At 62.8% G+C, this 18106-nt stretch carries 16 protein-coding genes; 7 read left to right on the top strand and 9 right to left on the bottom strand.

Annotated elements, in window-relative coordinates; translation table 11 throughout:
• Positions 1–5: 5 nt before the first annotated feature.
• Together QA640_RS02390 and QA640_RS02385 are read right to left on the bottom strand one after the other, a co-directional pair.
• Positions 6–227, bottom strand: a complete 222-nt coding sequence (locus QA640_RS02390; RefSeq protein WP_283039186.1) for a DUF2783 domain-containing protein — start codon at positions 225–227, stop codon at positions 6–8.
• A gap of 15 nt (positions 228–242) precedes the next feature.
• A complete protein-coding gene (locus QA640_RS02385) occupies positions 243–1856 on the bottom strand; it encodes an FAD-dependent oxidoreductase (protein ID WP_283039185.1) in 1614 nt (537 codons plus the stop codon).
• Positions 1857–1965: 109 nt separating this feature from the next.
• On the opposite strand from QA640_RS02385, the gene QA640_RS02380 reads away from it, so the two are divergent.
• Positions 1966–2508, top strand: a complete 543-nt coding sequence (locus tag QA640_RS02380; protein WP_283039184.1) for a MarR family transcriptional regulator — start codon at positions 1966–1968, stop codon at positions 2506–2508.
• Positions 2509–2520: 12 nt separating this feature from the next.
• On the opposite strand, the gene QA640_RS02375 is transcribed toward QA640_RS02380, so the two are convergent.
• From QA640_RS02375 to QA640_RS02365, 3 genes are all read right to left on the bottom strand, one after another.
• A protein-coding gene (locus QA640_RS02375; protein ID WP_283039183.1) for an IS630 family transposase occupies positions 2521–3460 on the bottom strand; the annotation gives its coding sequence in 2 pieces (ribosomal slippage) (positions 2521–3115 and positions 3114–3460; 942 coding nt in all).
• Positions 3461–3654: 194 nt separating this feature from the next.
• Positions 3655–4146 carry a CBS domain-containing protein gene (locus tag QA640_RS02370; protein ID WP_283039182.1) on the bottom strand — a complete coding sequence of 164 codons (492 nt, stop codon included), beginning with the start codon at positions 4144–4146 and terminating at the stop codon, positions 3655–3657.
• A 272-nt stretch (positions 4147–4418) separates the two neighbouring features.
• A complete protein-coding gene (locus QA640_RS02365) occupies positions 4419–5384 on the bottom strand; it encodes an ABC transporter substrate-binding protein (protein WP_283039181.1) in 966 nt (321 codons plus the stop codon).
• A gap of 343 nt (positions 5385–5727) precedes the next feature.
• On the opposite strand from QA640_RS02365, the gene QA640_RS02360 reads away from it, so the two are divergent.
• Complete coding sequence (locus tag QA640_RS02360; RefSeq protein WP_283039180.1) at positions 5728–6405, top strand: tyrosine-type recombinase/integrase; 678 nt, start codon at positions 5728–5730, stop codon at positions 6403–6405.
• 62 nt (positions 6406–6467) lie between these two features.
• On the opposite strand, the gene QA640_RS02355 is transcribed toward QA640_RS02360, so the two are convergent.
• The gene (locus QA640_RS02355; RefSeq protein ID WP_283039179.1) at positions 6468–6869 is read right to left on the bottom strand and encodes a hypothetical protein; all 402 of its coding nucleotides are present in this window, start codon (positions 6867–6869) and stop codon (positions 6468–6470) included.
• A gap of 395 nt (positions 6870–7264) precedes the next feature.
• On the opposite strand from QA640_RS02355, the gene QA640_RS02350 reads away from it, so the two are divergent.
• Positions 7265–8128: a peptidoglycan-binding protein gene (locus QA640_RS02350; protein WP_283039178.1), complete on the top strand. Its 864-nt coding sequence runs from the start codon at positions 7265–7267 to the stop codon at positions 8126–8128.
• A gap of 490 nt (positions 8129–8618) precedes the next feature.
• Here QA640_RS02350 and QA640_RS02345 read toward each other — a convergent pair whose 3' ends face one another.
• Positions 8619–8780: a hypothetical protein gene (locus tag QA640_RS02345; protein WP_283039177.1), complete on the bottom strand. Its 162-nt coding sequence runs from the start codon at positions 8778–8780 to the stop codon at positions 8619–8621.
• A gap of 641 nt (positions 8781–9421) precedes the next feature.
• Complete coding sequence (locus tag QA640_RS02340; RefSeq protein ID WP_283039176.1) at positions 9422–10228, bottom strand: N-acyl homoserine lactonase family protein; 807 nt, start codon at positions 10226–10228, stop codon at positions 9422–9424.
• A 362-nt stretch (positions 10229–10590) separates the two neighbouring features.
• Here QA640_RS02340 and QA640_RS02335 point away from each other — a divergent pair, with 362 nt between their 5' ends.
• From QA640_RS02335 to QA640_RS02320, 4 genes are all read left to right on the top strand, one after another.
• Positions 10591–12168 (top strand): caspase family protein, encoded by a 1578-nt coding sequence (locus QA640_RS02335; RefSeq protein ID WP_283039175.1) that lies wholly within the window; start codon positions 10591–10593, stop codon positions 12166–12168.
• A gap of 124 nt (positions 12169–12292) precedes the next feature.
• Positions 12293–12955: an OmpA family protein gene (locus tag QA640_RS02330; RefSeq protein ID WP_283039174.1), complete on the top strand. Its 663-nt coding sequence runs from the start codon at positions 12293–12295 to the stop codon at positions 12953–12955.
• A gap of 270 nt (positions 12956–13225) precedes the next feature.
• On the top strand, positions 13226–14155 hold the full coding sequence (locus QA640_RS02325; protein WP_283039173.1) for an efflux RND transporter periplasmic adaptor subunit: 930 nt from the start codon (positions 13226–13228) through the stop codon (positions 14153–14155).
• A complete protein-coding gene (locus tag QA640_RS02320; protein ID WP_283039172.1) occupies positions 14155–17316 on the top strand; it encodes an efflux RND transporter permease subunit in 3162 nt (1053 codons plus the stop codon). Before QA640_RS02325 ends, QA640_RS02320 begins: the two co-directional genes overlap by 1 nt.
• Positions 17317–17329: 13 nt before the next feature.
• On the opposite strand, the gene QA640_RS02315 is transcribed toward QA640_RS02320, so the two are convergent.
• Positions 17330–18004, bottom strand: coding sequence for a Crp/Fnr family transcriptional regulator (locus tag QA640_RS02315; protein ID WP_283039171.1), 675 nt, complete (start codon positions 18002–18004; stop codon positions 17330–17332).
• Between the last annotated feature and the right edge of the window lie 102 nt (positions 18005–18106).

Below are 18106 nucleotides of genomic sequence, written 5' to 3'. Positions count from 1 at the left end.
CACGGTTATTGTTGTTGCTGTTGCTGCTGGCCGCCGACCATGCGGCGCCTGGCGAGCACGATCGCTTCCCTGAGAACGTCGATGTCGCCGATATGGTTGGCGAGGATCAGGACCAGCGCCGCATCGAAATCCGCGCTCTGCTCTTCGGTCAGGCCGCGATGCGCCTCGACGATGGCGCGGAAGGCATCGTCGGGCCGCGCGAAATTCGAGCTGGTGGAGAGAGCCATTCTCTTAAAAACCCCTCAGTTCAAGCCTTGAGCGCGTAACAATGCCGCTGCGATCATCGCCTGCGTCGGATGGCGGAAACGCGCCGCAACGTAGCCATCGGGCCGCAGCAGATAAGTCGTATCAGGCTGGGCATCGTAACGTTTCGCGGCGAGCCCGCCGGGGTCGATCAGTCCGTTCTCGCCGCCGATGCGGATGTCCTTCACGCCGGCGGGCAGCTCGATGGCCGCACCATTGCCAAACCCGAGCACGGCAAATCCCGTTCCACCCTTGCGGAACATATCGGTCAAATAGGCGTCCTCGCCCGCACGCGTCCTGACCGGCGCATCCAGCATGGAACAGCCGGGCCGCGGACCACCGCTCCATGTCTCCACGTCGGCGGAGGACAGTGGCGAGTCGTAGCTGCACGGCACCGAAAGCCGGCCGCCATTGACCATGCGCTTGCCGAACTCGGTTTCCTTCGCCAGCGACAGCACCGCCTTGCGCAGCCGCGCCTCCTGATGCGAGTTCGGCGCCATGAAGTCAGTCGAGCGGGTCGACTCGCGGATGTTCTCGTCGGCCGCCATGCTGCGCTCGAAATGGTAGCTCTCGAGCAGGGTCGCAGGCGATTGACCGCGCAGCACCCGATCGAGCTTCCAGGAGAGATTCTCCGCGTCCTCAAGTCCGGAATTGGCGCCGCGCGCGCCGAAGGGCGAGACCTGATGCGCGGAGTCGCCGGCAAAGATCACGCGGCCATGGATGAAGCGATCCATCCGCCGGCACTGAAATTTGTAGAGCGAGATCCATTCGAAATCGAACTTGTCGTGCCCGAGCATGCGCGCGATTCGCGGCCGCACGTTCTCCGGCTTCTTCTCGACGGCCGGATCGGCATAGCGATTGAGCTGAAGGTCGATGCGCCAGACATCGTCCGGCTGCTTGTGCAGCAGCGCCGAGCGTCCCGCATGGAAAGGTGGGTCGAACCAGAACCAGCGCTCGGTCGGAAATTCCGCGGTCATCTTGACGTCGGCGATCAGGAATTGATCCTCGAACACCTGGCCGGTAAATTCCGCACCGACCATCTGCCGCAGCGAGGAGCGCGCGCCGTCGCAGGCGATGACGTATTGCGCCTGCAGACGGTAGGCGTCTTCGGGCGTCTCGATCGTCAGCAGGGCGGAATCGTTGCGTTGCTCGAGCGCGGTCACCTTGTTGCGCCAGCGCAGGTCGATCTCCGGAAGATCCCTGATGCGATCGATCAGATAGGCTTCCGCGTAATATTGCTGGAGGTTGATGAAGGCGGGCCGCTTGTGCCCCTCTTCGGGCAAGAGGTTGAACTGGTAGAGCTGGGACTCGCCGTGGAAGATCTTGCCGACGCTCCACACCACGCCCTTCTCGACCATGCGGTCACCTACGCCGAGCCGGTCCCAATATTCCAGCGAGCGCTTCGAGAAGCAGATCGCGCGCGAGCCCTCGCCGATGCGGTCGGCGTCATCCAGCAGCACCACGCGCTGGCCGCGCTGGGCCAGATCGATCGCAAGCGACAGCCCGACCGGCCCCGCGCCCACCACCACGATCGCATGCTCGGCCGGAGTCTGGCCGGGGCGATCCTGGTCGGGGTGGCGGCGATAGCCGAATTGGGTTTTTGCCTGCGCCATGCGCTAACCTCGGCTCTGGTCAGGAAGGGACTTATCTGCTAGATAGTCTCACGTGCAACTATCTTGGACCGGCCGCCGCCGTCCGTCAACTGCATTCGGAGCGATTTTTTTGGCGAGGACATTGGGCGATACCGCGCTGAAGGCGAAGGAAGCGGACGAGACATCGCCAAGGCCGAAGGCGCGGCTCGATTTGTTCAAATTCGTGCCGTTCCGTCTCAACCGTCTGGCGGCGGAGGTGAGTTCCGCGCTCGCGGTCGAGTATCAGGAGCAGCATGGTCTCGACATTCCGGCCTGGCGCGTGCTCGCCACGCTCGGCTTCCGCAACGACGCCTGTAGCGCGCAGTTCATCTCGCAATGCACCCGCACGCATAAGTCGACGATCAGCCGCGCAGTGACCGCCCTGCTGCATGACGGCCTGATCGAGCGGGTCGAGAATGAAGCCGACCGCCGCGAATTCCGCCTGCAACTCACCAGGAAAGGCCGCGCGCTCTATGAAGAACTGTTTCCGCAATTGTTGCGACGGGAGGACGAAATCCTCAGCTGCCTCTCCGCGCAGGAGCGCAAGCAATTGTCGGCCCTGCTCGGCAAGCTCGAGCAGAGCCTCGATTTGATCCAGACCAGCGAAGAGGCCGACGCGAAGCAGGCATATTAAAGCGTGATGGCATTAAGTTCGATAGCCTGAATTTTTGAGGTAGTTGGCGCATTCCTCTGAGGTAAAGGCATCGAGTGCGTTGCCGATTGCGGCGCAGACTGCGTCGACAGTTCGCGCGGCAGCTTTGCGAAGCAGGTGCTTGAGCTTGGCAAAGACCTGCTCGATCGGGTTCAGGTCGGGCGAGTATTTTGGCAGGAAGAAGAGCTTGGCCCCGACCGAACGGATGAGCTGGCGAACTGCTTTGCTCCTGTGGCTGCCGAGGTTGTCCAAGATGACGATATCGCCGGGTCGAAGGACGGGCAGAAGAACCTTCTCGACATAGGCGCGAAAGCTCACGCCGTCGATCGGCCCCTCGATGAACCATGGAGCATCGATCCGGTCGTGGCGCAGGGCCGCCAGGAAGGTCATAGTCTTCCAGCGGCCGTGGGGAACCTTGGCGTGAAGTCTACACCCGCGCGGCGCCCATCCCCGCAAGGGTGCCATATCGGTCCTGGTCCAGGTCTCGTCGATGAAGACCAGGCGCTCAGCTTCGACGCGATTTTGATACTTTGCCCACTGGGCTCGTCGCCGCGCCACCTCGGGTCGATCCCGTTCGCCAGCCGCCACGCTTTTTTTTGAAGCTGAGCTTCTCGGCATGTACGAAGTCCCAGACCGAGTGGTAGTCGACCTTCAGACCGCGACCGGCAAGCTCGGTAACGAGACCACGTATGGTGAAATCGCCGTCCTTGATCCGCTGCGACAGCCAGACGGCGTGGTCTCCCGAAACAGCCTTCGGCTTGTGACCGCCCATCTGGCCGGGTTCAACGCTGCCGGTCTGCTCGACCCGCTGCATCCAGCCGATAGCCGTGCTGATCGCTACTCCAAACTGTTTGGCCGCCTGATTGCGGGACATCCCGCCCTCGATCGCAGCCACGACACGCTTGCGAAGATCCAGAGAATACGGCTTGCCCATCCATGCTGGCCTCCGTCCAGCCAGCATGATGAATCAGAAACAAGCTGATTTGGGAATCCCAAATCGATTCAACTTAACCCCATCCCGCTTTAGTGCGGGTACTTACAATCCAGTAAGTAAGTTGCGCGATGGCGAGGTCCGCATCGCCAAGAAGCGGACATCGACGGGGGCGACGGCACCGCGCGGTTCGTCTGTCAGCCCCCGGGGCCGTCCTTCATGATGTAGCCCATCAGGTCGTCCACGTTGTGCTCCAAATCCCGGATGATGTTCTTGACGACGTCTCCGATCGAGATCACGCCCACGACCTTGCCCGCGTCCAGCACTGGCAGATGGCGAAAGCCGCGCTGAGCCATCATTGCCATGCAGCCCTCCAACCGATCGTCCGGCTTGACCGTCACCGGGTTGCCCGTCATCACTTGGCCCACCGGCGTCTGCTTCGCATCGAGCCCGGGCAGCAGCACTTTGATGGCGCAGTCACCCTGGGTCACGATACCGACCAGCACGTCGTCGTCGATGACCAGCACCGACCGGACCTGGTTGTCGCGCATCTGGCGCAAGGCTTCGACGACCATGTCGCCGGAACGAACATGGATCAGGGCGCCACTCTTCTGGGTCAGAGCGTTTTTTACTGTGCTCATCGATCTCCTCTCGTGGGCCCCGTCCTGCCCCGCCTTGATGGTCCGCATTGAAGGATAGTCGAAATATCTTGCCTCGTCAGCACCGCGCGGATGTCGCCGGCGAAGCTTGCGTAGCCCTGCAGCACAGCCGACAGAGTAGGTGCCCCAGGTTCAAGCGGTCTAAGCACTGGCGCGGCTCAAGGACGCTATGGGTCATCCTGAGAAGAACTCAGGTTGAGCAAATCTGGTCGGCTGGGGCGCGATGAGCGGACCTCCGATAAACGGGGAGCAACTTCGCAGACGGGCACACTTGCGGACCCATGCGCCGCAGCAAGCAAAGCCTATTCGATCACCTCGTCCGCGCGAATGAGGAACGATTGCGGCACGGTAAGGCCGAGCGCCTTCGCTGTCTTCAGGTTGATCACGAGCTCGAATTTCGTTGGCTGCTGCACGGGCAGGTCGGCGGGCTTGGCGCCTTTCAGGATCTTGTCGACGTAGACTGTGGCCTTTCGGTACGCGTCGGCCTCGTCGGACCCATAGCTCAGTAGGCCGCCTTGGTCGGCGAAATCCCGAATGAAGGACACCGCTGGCACCCGATACCGGAGTGCCAGTTCGGCAACCCGCCGGATGGGCAAACTGGGCTGGACGATCAGTGCATCCGGAGGCTTCTGGTCCAATGCCGAAAAGGCAGCGTCGAGCTCGGCGTTGCCGTGGATCATGACGGGATTGATCATGACCCCAGCAGCTGCCCCGTCGCTCTCGATCCGCTGCAAAAATGGCTTTGAGAAGGGATCTGGTACATTGGCCAGCGCCGCGATGCGACGCGCTGCGGGAATCACTTCGCGGACGACATCAACCAATTTGCCTGCCAGTTCCGCACCGATGGCCGCCATGCCGGTGATATTGCCTCCCGGCTGGGCGACGCTCGCGACAAGCCCGGTCTCGACCGGATTGCCCACCAGTGCCATCACAATCGGGATCTGATGAGTTGCCTGCCTGGCGGCGAGGGCTGCCGGCGTGAACCAGGCGACAATCAGGTCCACCTTGAGCCGCACCAGCTCCTCAGCCAAAGAGGGAAGCTGGCTTGTCTGCCCCGCGTCCGATCGAAATTCGTATCGAACGTTTCTTCCCTCGATGTAGCCGAGCTCGCGCATATCCTGCTGAAAGAGCCGCCAAAACCGCTCCGAGGCGGGAGATCCGACAACAAGAACGCCGATGGTCGGCATTTTGGGCTGCTGCGCGGCGGCGGCGAATGACGCAAGAACACTCGCCGCACCGACAAATGCGATGAGATCGCGCCGTCTCATTTGGTCCTCCAACGGCGGGCCACGACCAGATTATAGCATCCCGAGTCGCGTGGTGTCAGAAAGCCTCACCGCTGTCTTGGCGGTCAGTGCGGGTTCGGCTCTGGTCATTCGTGTCGAGTTGGCCGTGTCTCCGCAATGTCCGGTCTGGCCTCAACTGCTGACGTGCCGGACGCCGTCGCGATCTTCGCCTTGGGGCCATCGCACAAAGTCGCTGCGCTCCAGCCCGCTGCGCGGGGGCAAGAGCCGATAAGGCGGTAGTCAGTCGAGAGGATCCCAATAGCCGTTGGAGAGCTCCGTCCTGAGAATCGAGGTGCCGTCAACCTCACCCAGGATGGAGCTCCCCATGAGCGAGACCAACACCGTCAGTCAGCTGCGTCAGCGTATGATCGAAGATATGACTGCGCGCAAGCTCAACCCGCACACGCAACGCAGTCACATCCAAAGCTGCAAGCGGTTTGCCGCCTGGCTCAAGCGCTCACCCGATACGGCGACAGCCGATGAGGTGCGGCATTTTCAGCTGCACCTCATCGAGAGCGGTGCCAGTATCTGCAACCGCAATCGGATCATGACCGGCGTGCGGTTCCTGTTCCGCGTCACGCTGCGCCGCCACGATCTGGCAGCCGAGGTCTGGCACATCAAGGAGCCGCAGAACCTGCCGCCGGTGCTGAGCCCCGAGGAGGTCAAGCGTGTCCTGACCATGGCGACGAGCCTGCAGGCGCAAGCGATGCTGACGCTCGCCTATGGCTGCGGGCTGCGCGCCGGCGAGGTGGTGCGGCTGCGAGCGGGCGACATCGACAGCGTGCAGATGATCATCCGCATTGTGCAGTCGAAGGGGCGCAAGGACCGCCATGTGATGCTGCCGGCGGAGGTCCTCGACCTGTTGCGACAATGGTGGAAGGTGCGACCGACCAGGCATGACAGCGGCGTCACGCCGGAGCAACGCTTGCTGTTTCCCGGTCGCACCCAGCATCAGCCGCTGACCACACGTCAAAAACCTCCACATAACCGGAAGTGCCCCTAACGGCACGTCTACGCGGTCGCTTCGAGTTGACGAAGCGCGCCGACCTCTCGCAGTCAGAAAAATTAGCGTCGCAGACTGAGCCATACGGCTGCAAGAATGAGCAAACCGCCAACGTAGTGGTAGACAGCGGGGCTTGTAGTCCAACCGAGCATGGCGATCAGCATGATGATATCGCCGGTGACGAAGCTGACGGAGGCCAGCGCTTGCAGTGAGTCGTGAAAGAGGATGAGGGCAACGCCCGGCAGCGCGACAGCAAGGCTGATCAGCTGGACCGGCTTGATTTTCTCCAGACCGAAGTACCAGGCGATCAGGAGCACGTTGACCGGCGCCGCGCGGCCATGATCAGGCCGATATTGATCGCCGTTGTTGTATTGGCGTCCCAATACACGGGACCTCCGCACAGGAACATGCCGCAGAATCCCGCTGCCGCGATCATCCCTGTCCGCGGTGCGATCATCGCCCACTTTTCTCTTATTTCGTAAACTGCGAACGGTATCAACCCGAGCGCAATGATGCCCAGCGAAAGAAGGCGAGCGAGAACGAGGGTACGTCCCCGGCGCTGGCGCATGCGACAATGGGATTGATCGAAAGCATGCATGCAACGACGACGAAGCCAACGGTTGCGAGTACCGCTGACGACTGCATCGACGCAGTGTTCACCTCATTTTGCGCCCGGGTCATCGATCGCGCTCTTCCTATTGCCATGCGGCGAGCGCACCCGCTCTCGAAGCGCCGCTGTCATGTCCTCCAACTGACGCGCCGACGAAAACAGGAACATAAACGGGCACCGGAAGGATACGCAGCAAGCCAAGTCCATGCTATACAATGTGCCGACCACTTCAGATGGAACAGGCCGAACATGACAAGGCAACTGTCCATGGGAATGAGCGGCGAAGATGTCAAACACCTTCAAAACGCTCTTAATACGATAGCCCAGTTTAAGCAGCCCAAATTCGACACTGCGAACGAGCTTCTCAAGACAGATGGAATCTTCGGAGTTAGGACGAAGGCGCGGATCGTCGAATTTCAATCACGCAATAGCATTGTCGGTGACGGCATTGTTGGCTCGATCACCATGAATTTGATCAACATAGCAATGGATGTGATTAAGAAACTCCCAGCACCACCTCCGCCTGTCGGGATATACAAGCGAATGTTCGCAATAATTTACGCGGGCATGTTCCACGACAAAATCACATCGGACGGGCGGATAGCTACCAAAACCGGATATCCGAAGGTAATAAATGGTGTGAATATAACACCCGGCCTTCCATTCAGCCAGATCGGCGCTGTAGCTGGAGAGGAGGATTGTACTCACTTTATCTCTTGCTGCATCGGACGGCCGCCGGCCATGAAGGTCGGGGGGATCGACATTCAGGGCGGCGGCCTACCACTACAGACAGCCCCGCACGTTAAGCAAGCTGGCGCCTATGGTCGAGACACGGTACCTGAAATGGTGCCGCATCTGGTTTCTGCGAGGCAGGCAACAGTGGTGGGGCCCCAGTTCCAGCCTAGAGATTTGCCACTTACAAGACATAATATTTTGACCAAGCTTCAGCCCGGCGATCTCATCGCATACGCCTCGAAAGACAAGCCTGCCAGCTATGAGCATCTCGTGATTTTGGTCGGCCCGACTGCTATCGCTTGCCATACACGCTCTAGATTCGGGCCGGCGTTCGATACCATTGGCTTTCCTTGGGTGACTTTGCTCCGCCTTCCATAGTCTGGGTACAGTGCCGTGGACGGCGGTGCCAGATATCGCCTGCGTACGCCCTGGTGCGCATAAGCCAGCTTCGTAGCCAACCCGGCCATCGGCCTTCCATCACGGCCACCCGTCAGAACGGGTCGAGCGTTTTTCGCCTCTTGCCGCAATGTGGGGAGAGGCAAATCCGATCGTGAAGCCGTCTGTGTCTACATTCCTCCACCATCGCGCATGACGAGCGACATGCTCGCGTTGTCGTTCATGTTGCCGTTCGCGCACAATGCTACGAGCGGATCGAGGAAGATGAGATCCGGCGACAGGGATTGACACGTTGCCCGTAGTTGGGCGAGGCGTAGCGAGGGGCGGCAGCATGCGACCTTGCTATGGACCACCACCACCGCCGGCCTTTCTCGGGATTCGGGTGACAGTGCACTCAATTCTCTCAAAGCCGATGAGGCCAGACGAATTGAATGCACTGTCAACGTAAGCCCAAGTCGGCAGCCTTGGGCCATTAGCGGCGGACATGGTGCAGCTTAGGTATCAGCACCACCTCGGCCGAGCGAATGAAATGCTCGATCCGGCCGCGCACGCCGAGAATGCCGAGCTCTTCCTCCCAGTGCGAGTCCTTGTTCTGCGTCGTGATCTGCATGCCGGTGAAATCCGCCTGCATCATCTGAAAGTCGCGATATTTTTCCGGATAAGCCGGTCATTTGTGCGAGCTCCAGGTCATCGATGATGGCGCGGCAGCCCTCGCGCAGCGCCTGCGTCGGAGAGCCCAGCACCAGTTCATTGTAGGCGGCGCGCGCGACATAGACCGGCCGCGAACCGGAGTCCCTGAGCATCCGGATCAGCGCCTCGGCGGCCTGAACGTTGCCTTTCGCGATCTGGGTGAAGACGTTCGTGTCGATTATCGGCATCTGCCAATGTCTCCAATCGCGTCCACCACGCCCCCTCCATGCGGCGACGCGCAGCACCGGTCGCACTGCTTTGTGCGCCATCGGGTGCCTGTGGTTTTGCGCGGGCGCTGCAACAAAACTTGAACTCAACGCGCGTCTGGATTTCCGACGCGGGTCGCAATTGTGCCCGACCCGGACCTCCGGCGATGTTCGTTTTCGCGCTGCTTTCAGGAGCATAGCGGACCATACGCGCCCGACTGCGGCGCGAGTCTATAAGTGCGCGACCTAGTTGACCCTCATGGTGAGGAGGCGCGAAGCGCCGTCTCGAACCATGAAGGCCCCGGTGCTGCATCTTGGCCTGCATCCTTCGAGACGGCCGCTGCGCGGCCTCCTCAGGATGAGGGATTTACACCGGTTTCTACTTCGCGAACGACCGCGTCGGCGGCAGATGCAGCGCCCAGGCATCGACCTTGTCGCTGGCACGCGGATAGATCTCGGTGACCAGCGGATCGTGCCCGGGGATGAAGCGATCGGGATGACCGGCGAGGCGCTCGACGGTTTCCCAGCCTGCGGCCATGTCGCCGACATTGTAGACGATCGGGAATGGGCTGCGCCGCTGCAGATTGGCGTAGTAATGCGCGGCGTCGGAGGCGAGCACGATGGGCCCGCGCGCGGTCTCGACCCTGACCACCTGCAAGCCGTCGGAATGGCCGCCGACGCGGTGCACGGTGACGCCAGGCGCGACCTCACCATCGCCGGAATAGAAGCTGACGCGCTCGCCATAGACATGACGCACCATCTGCGTGACATGCTCGACCGAGAACGGATGTCGCAACAGGCCGTTGCACATGCAGCGGCCGGTCGCGTAAGCCATCTCGCGCTCCTGCAAATGGAAGCGGGCATTCGGGAAACGATCGAGATTGCCGGCGTGGTCGTAGTGCAGATGCGTCACGATGATGTCGGCAATGGCTGATGCCTTGACGCCAAAGCGCTCCAGCGCGTCCACCGGATCGAGCGTCAGCTTGCGGGCGCGCAAGGTGGCTTCCTCCGCATTGAAGCCGGTATCGACCAGGATATCGCGGCCGCCTCCGCGGATCAGCCAGACGAAATAGTCGAGGTCCTGCGCGGTGCTCTCGTGCGGGTCCGGCGACAGGAAGTTCATGTGGGGGGTGCGGGGCGACATCGTCGCGTAGCGCAGCGCGTAGACTTCGTGGAGGTTTCCCATGCTTGCACTTTTTTCGTTGAGGGGAGCCTGAGATCGGTCGCAAGCGCACCAAGCCATCGCCGGACGCAAAGGTCAAACGCCGCCCCTCGTGCCGCCCCACCTGAGGCCGATCACATTTTCGTCGCGATGGCCGAGCTAAGAGGTATGTCCGCCGGGCCACCCCTTCGATCGAGCGATGTCGTGACAGCCGCTTCAGTCCCTTTCGTCTTTCGCGCAGCTTCGCGATCAATTGTCGCGATAATGCCGGTTCTCCAAGCGGTTGACGCCCCCACCCCCCGGTTTGATAATGCAAATTGCGTAAGTTAAGGTCGCCGCGGCGCAAGGCTTGTGAACGGCGCCTTTTTGGCTGGACCGCGCTCGTTATGAAGATTCGCTTTCTTTCGCTTCTGCTCTTGACGTTCTCGGTCGTCCTGACCGCCCCATCCTTTGCCGCAGGCGACCGCTATGCGCTGGTCATCGGCAATGCCAAATATCCAGACGCCGACAGCCCGCTGAAGGAGCCGATCAACGACGCACGCGACGTCGCCGACGAGCTCAAGCATGACGGCTTTACCGTCGATGTCGGCGAGAATCTGACAGGCGACGGTATGCGGCGCGCTTTCGACAAGCTCTATAGCAAGGTCAAGCCCGGCGCGGTCGTGCTGGTGTTCTACAGCGGCTTTGGCATCCAGTCGGCACGCCAGAGCTACATGATCCCGGTCGACGCGCAGATCTGGACCGAGTCCGACGTGCGCCGCGACGGCTTCAGCATCGAGACCGTGCTCGGCGAGATCAACACCCGCGGCGCCGGCGTCAAGATCGCGCTGATCGATGCCTCCAGGCGCAACCCGTTCGAGCGGCGGTTCCGCAGCTTCTCCGCGGGCCTCGCCCCGGTGATCGCGCCGAACGGCACGCTGGTGATGTATTCAGCGGCCTTGAGCTCGGTGACCTCGGATGCCGGCGGTGACCGCAGCCTGTTCGTCCAGGAACTTTTGAAGGAAATCCGCGTCCCCGACCTGATGGCGGAGGAAACGCTGAACCGCACCAAGATGGGCGTCACCCGCGCCTCGCGCAACGAGCAGGTGCCCTGGATTTCGTCTTCGCTGGCCGAGGATTTCTCCTTCATTCCCGGCGCCAGCGGATCGCGGCCGACCGCGACGGCGCAGCCGCCGGCACCGCCGGTGACCGCACCGCCGATGGTTGCAAGCAACCCGCCTGCACCGGCACCTGTGCAAACTCCCGCTCCCCCGGCACCGCCCGCGCCGCCGAAGCCGCAGGTCGAAGCGAATGTTGCTCCACCTCCCGCGCCTGCGCCCTCTCCTGCACCGGTCCCTGCACCGTCATCGAAGCCGCAGGTTGATGCGGCTATTCCCGCACCGCAGCCGCCGGTGAAGCCGGCCGACGTCGGCACCAGCCCCAATACCGGCGGCAGCACCGACACCGGACCGAACCAGTCCGCGCTGGCCGACGATCCAACCATCAAGGGCCTGACCGCCAAGATCGCGGCAAACCCCGACGACGTGAACGCGCTCTACCGGCGCGGCCAGGTCTATGCCAGCAAGGGCGCCTATAATCTTGCGATCAAGGATTTCGACGACACGATCCGGATCAATCCCAAGGACGTCGAGGCCCTGAACAACCGTTGCTGGACCCGCACCGTGGTCGGCGACCTCCAGGGCGCGCTGAAGGATTGCAACGAGGCCCTGCGGCTGCGCCCGAACTTCGTCGACGCGCTGGACAGCCGCGGCCTGGTCAACCTGAAATCGGGGGCAGTGAAGAACGCCATCGCGGATTTCGATGCGGCGCTGAGGATCAACCCGCGCCTGACCTCATCGCTTTATGGGCGGGGGCTTGCCAAGCAGCGCAACGGCTCTGCCTCGGAAGGCGCGCTGGACATTGCGAACGCCAAGGCGATGGACCCGAACATCGTCCAGGAGTTCGCAAGTTACGGCGTGCGTTGATATTTTTTTGAAATATCGGGGCGCTGCGCCTCGAACCCCTGAGAGCCCCGCGGAGACCAAGGGAAGGATGCCGCAAGGGCCCTTCCGGGCTTGTTGCAGGAATTTTTTGCAGGAGGGACTGGCAATGAGATTGGCTGCAAAGGGCGTGACCGCGATCCTCACGATCGGCGCCGCACTTACGCTGTCGCTGTCGAGTGCATTCGCGGGCGACGCCAAGGACGGCAGCAGCAACGTCACCGAGGACCAGATCGTGCGGGCGCTGGCGCCGCCGAAGAAGCCCCTGACGCGCGGCCTCTCGATCGGACCGCAAGCCGATCCGGCGCCGAGCGCCGCCGAGACCAGATTGCTCCAGAGCGTGCGGGGCCGCGCCACGCGCTCGCTCTCGTCGAGCGAACGCGAGGAAATCGCAACCGTCGCCAAGGACAAGCCGAACATCGATCTCGAGATCACCTTCGACTACAACTCGGCCACCATCAGCGCCAAGTCGATGCCTTCCGTGCAGGCGCTCGGCAGTGCGCTCACCAGCCCCGATCTGAAGGGCTCGACCTTCGTCGTGGCCGGCCACACCGACGCCGCTGGCGGCGAGGCCTACAACCAGGACCTGTCGGAGCGCCGCGCCGACGCGATCAAGCGCTACCTCATCGACAAGTACAGCATTCCCGCGGCCGATCTCGTCACCGTCGGCTATGGCAAGAGCAAGCTGAAGGATCCGAGCCAGCCGATGGCGGAGGTCAATCGCCGGGTGCAGGTCGTCAATATGGAGAACAAGACCACCGCGTCCAAGTGAACCTGCTAAAGCGCGATGAGATCGGGATGAATCATCATCGCGCTTCAGGTTGTTGTTGCGCATGATCTTGTCGGAAAACCGCTTCACACTTTTCCGGATCATGCGCTAGTGAAGGCGACACATTGTTCAAGTGACCGTTCCTGATGTGGTGTAAGTTCGTCTGTCCGACGCGCGTCCCGCAGACCTTGCAGGACGCAACTTCGTTTCTGGGAAACTCTTCTCGTAGCGGCCGCGAGCTCGCGGCCATGAGCCCGGCAGGATGATCCGGCGATGAACATCACCGAATATCTCAAGCCTGCGGGAACCGGCCTGTTCATCGTTGTGCTCGGTGTCGGCTACTACTGGTTCGAGAACCGGCACCGCCCGGAAGTGAAGGAGACGCCGGGCGAGGCCCAGGTGGTCGTGACCAAATCGACCAATGCCTGCTTTTCCGATCTGGTGCGTGTGACCGGCTTTTTCGTGCCGCGTCGCGAGGCCGTGGTGACCGCCGACCAGGAAGGATCACGCGTCACCGACCTCTTCGTCGCGGAAGGCGCCACCGTCACCGAGAACCAGGAACTGGCGCGGCTGAGTCCCCCTCCGCAGATGCCGGGACAGCCGGCGCGGCCGGGATCGCAAGGACCGATCTCGCTCAAGGCGCCCGCCGCGGGTCTCGTGACCGAAGTCCGCACCGTCGTGGGCGCGCCGGCCTCGCCGCAGGCGGGCCCGATGTTCCGCATCGCCGTGGGCGGCGAGATCGAGCTCGATGCGCAGGTGCCGGCCGTGCATATGCCCAAGCTCAATCCCGGCGCGACGGTGCGGATCAGCCGGGACGACGCCCCCGACCTGATCGGGCGCGTCCGGCTGGTCTCGCCCGAGATCGACCGCGCCACGCAGCTCGGCCGCGTTCGGATCAGCGTCGCCAACAATCCGTCGCTGAAGGTCGGCATGTTCGCCCGCGCCTCCATCGACGCCAAGCGGAGCTGCGGCGTTGCGGTTCCCAAAACCGCCATTGACCATCTCACCGTCCAGGTGGTCAAAGGAAACACGGTCGAGACGCGACGGGTACGGGTCGGGCTGACGTCCGACACCGCAACGGAAATCCTGGAAGGTCTCGACGTCGGCGAAATCGTCGTGGCCGATGCCGGCTCTTCGCTCCATGACGGCGATCAGATCAAGACCGTCTTCGCCGATGAACTCGATCGATCGCGAGTACGCTGATGGCTATCAATATCTCGGCATGGTCAATCCGCAATCCGCTGCCGTCGGTCGTCTTTTCCATCATCCTTCTGATCCTGGGCTGGGTCTCCTTCACCAAGCTCGCGGTGACGCGGCTGCCCTCGGCCGACATCCCCGTGATCTCGGTCGCGGTGTCGCAATTCGGCGCGGCTCCCGCCGAGCTTGAATCCCAGATCACCAAGACGATCGAAGACGCAGTCTCCGGCGTCGAAGGCGTGCGCCACATCACCTCGCAGATCACCGACGGCCTGTCGCTGACCACGATCCAGTTCGCGCTCGAGACCAACACCGACCGCGCGCTGAACGACGTCAAGGACGCGGTCACGCGGGTGCGCTCGAACCTGCCGCAGAACGTCACCGAGCCCTTGATCCAGCGCGTCGACGTCATCGGCCTGCCGATCGTCACCTATGCCGCGATCTCGCCCGGCAAGACGCCGGAACAGCTCTCCTATTTCGTCGACGACGTGGTCAAGCGCGCGCTGCAAGGCGTGCGCGGCGTCGCCCAGGTCGAGCGCATCGGCGGTGTCGAGCGCGAGATCCTGGTCTCGCTCGATCCGGACCGGCTCCAGGCCATGGGCCTCACCGCCGTCAACGTCAGCCAGAGCCTGCGCGGCACCAATGTCGACGTCGCTGGCGGCCGCGCCGAGATCGGCAAGAATGACCAGGCGATCCGCACCCTCGCCGGCGCCAAGACGCTGAGCGATCTTGCCGGCACCATGATCCCGCTGTTCGGCGGCGGCGAGGTCCGGCTCGACGATCTCGGCACCGTCACCGACACCATCGCCGACCGCCGCACCTTCGCCCGCTTCAACGGCGAGCCGGTGGTCGCCCTCGGCATCAAGCGCTCCAAGGGCGCCAGCGACGTGGTGGTCGCGGCCGCCGTACAGAAGCGCATCGATGCGCTCAAGGTCGCCTATCCCGATGTCGACCTCAAGCTGATCGACACCTCGGTCGAATACACCAAGGGCAATTACGAGGCCGCGATCTCGACCCTGTTCGAGGGCGCCATCCTCGCCGTCATCATCGTGCTGCTGTTCCTGCGCGACCTTCGCGCCACCATCATCGCCGCGATCTCGCTGCCGCTGTCGATCTTCCCGGCATTCTGGGCGATGGACCTGCTCGGCTTCTCGCTCAACCTCGTCAGCTTCCTCGCCATCACGCTGTCGACCGGTATTCTGGTCGACGACGCCATCGTCGAGATCGAGAACATCGTGCGGCACATGAACATGGGCAAATCGCCCTACCGAGCCGCGCTGGAGGCCGCCGACGAGATCGGACTCGCCGTCATCGCGATCTCGCTGACGATCATCGCGATCTTTGCCCCCGCAAGCTTCATGTCCGGCATCGCCGGGCAGTTCTTCAAGCAATTCGGCATCACCGTCTCGGTGCAGGTGTTCTTCTCGCTGCTTGCCGCGCGCTTCGTCACGCCGATGCTGGCCGCCTATTTCCTCAAGCATCACAATCACGAGGAGCCGCCGCCCGGCCGCGTGCTGCGCACTTACCACAAGATCGTGGCGTGGTCGGTGCGGCATTACTTCATCACCGTGCTGATCGGCTTCGGCATCTTCGCCGCCTCGATCTGGAGCATCACGCTGTTGCCGCAGGGCTTCCTGCCGGCACAGGACAGCGCAAGGTCGCTGCTCGCGATCGAGCTGCCGCCGGGCACCCAGCTCTCCTATACCGAGAAGGTCACCGAGGACATCGTCGCGCAACTGCGCAAGCGGAGCGAGGTGAAGAGCGTGTTCGTCGACGGCGGCCGCGTCCCGCCGGGCACGCAGGAGGTCCGGCGCGCCTCCCTGATCATCAACTATACTCCGAAGCACGATCGCAAGATCACCCAGCGCGAGCTGGAATTCGAGATCAGCCAGCAGCTCGAGAACATCCCCGACATCCGCTTCTGGTTCCTCGACGAGAACGGCCTGCGCGCGATCTCGCTGGTCGTCACCGGCGTCGACGCCAACATCGTCAACAACGTCGCGAGCGAGCTCGCGACGCAGATGAAGCGCATCCCGACCATCTCCAATGTCATCTCGGAAACCGCGCTGGAGCGCCCCGAGCTTCGCATCGAGCCGCGCGCCGAGCTCGCCGCCCGCATGGGCGTCTCGACCGAAAGCCTGTCGCAGACCATCCGTGTCGCGACCATCGGCGACGTCGGGCCTGCGCTTGCCAAGTTCGACGTCGGCGACCGCCTCGTCCCGATCCGGGTGCAGCTCGAAGATGCCGCGCGCGGCAATCTCAAGACGCTCGAGCAGTTGCGCGTGCCGCTCGGCGAGCGCGGCGAGAAGGGCGGCGTGCCGCTCTCGGTCATCGCCGACGTCAAGCTCGACCAGGGGCCGACCAGCATCAACCGCTACGACCGCGAACGGCAGGCAACCGTCGCCGCCGATCTCGTCGGCTCCGCGGCGCTCGGCGACGCCACCAGGAAGATCTACGAGCTGCCGGTGATGAAGAGCCTGCCGAAGGGCGTGAAGGTCAGCCCCTCCGGCGACGCCGAGAGCCTGAACGAGCTGTCGGACGGCTTTGCCACCGCGATCACCGCCGGCCTGATGATGGTCTATGCCGTGCTGGTGCTGCTGTTCGGCACCTTCCTCCAGCCGATCACGATCCTGTTCTCGCTGCCGCTCTCGATCGGCGGCGCGATCGCAGCCCTGCTCGTGACCGGCAAGCAGCTTACGACGCCGGTGTGGATCGGCATCTTGATGCTGATGGGCATCGTGACCAAGAACGCGATCATGCTGGTCGAATTTGCGATCGAAGCGATCCATGCGGGCAAGCCGCGCGAAGAAGCCATGATCGACGCCGGCATGAAGCGCGCCCGCCCGATCGTGATGACCACGATCGCGATGGTCGCCGGCATGATGCCGAGCGCGCTCGCGGTCGGCGCCGGCGGCGAATTCCGTTCGCCGATGGCGCTGGCGGTGATCGGCGGCCTGATCTTCTCGACCGTGCTGTCGCTGGTGTTCGTGCCCGCGATGTTCATGGTGATGGATGACATCGGCGCCCTGATCTGGCGCTTCGGCAAGCGGATGATCGTGCACAGCGCCGATGCGGAGGCCGCGCACGACGCGAAAGCGCCAGCCGGAGCAACGCCAGCGGCGGCCGCCCCGATGCCGAAGAGCATCGTGCACCCGGCGGCGGAGTAGGCGTTACCTACTTCTACTCATTCCGCGCGATCGACGTCAGCTTGGTCATGTTCTTGAGCAGGATCCGCCCGCGCTGGAGATCGAGGATCGACTCCTTGCGCCAGGCCTGGAGCTGACGGTTGACGCTTTCGCGGGCGGCGCCGACGAAGACGCCGAGCTGCTCCTGGGAGATATGCACCTCCGAACCGAAATCGGCGGCGAGCGCGCAGAGCCTGCGGGCGAGTCGCACCGGGAGAGGCTGGAGCATGGACTCTTCCATGCGTTCGCTCTGCCAGCGGATGCGCTGGCACAGCAGCATGATGATCTTGATCGCGACCTTCGGCTCGCGCTCCAGGAAGGAGAGGAAGTCCTCGCGTCGCAGCACGAACAGCTCGCTGGCCTCGCCCGCGGTCGCATCCGCGGTGCGGTTCTGGCCGTCGAGCACGGCGACCTCGCCGAACAGGTCTCCCGGTCCCATGAAATTCAGCGTCAGCCGGCTGCCGTCGGAGGCGCCGGTTTCGATCCGCACCTGGCCGCGGCGGACGCCGAACAGCGCATCGCCGGGATCGCCCTTCTGGAACAGCACTTCACCATTCGCCAGATGCTGGGTGTGGCAGAGATTGGACAAGCGCTGCAGTTCGTCCGCACCGAGGTCGGTGAACATGGGATTCATTTTCAGAATGACCGCAAATTCGGCCTGTTTGCTCATTGCAATTCCCTTTGCAGGTCCCTTGGCTAATTCTCTTGGCAATTCTCTTGGCAATTCTCCTGGCAATTCCCTTGGAACCATCGAACATCAGCGTCGCGGAAA

The organism is Bradyrhizobium sp. CB82, assembly GCF_029714405.1.
Lineage (GTDB): Bacteria > Pseudomonadota > Alphaproteobacteria > Rhizobiales > Xanthobacteraceae > Bradyrhizobium.
This window is presented reverse-complemented; position numbering and strand designations above follow the sequence as displayed.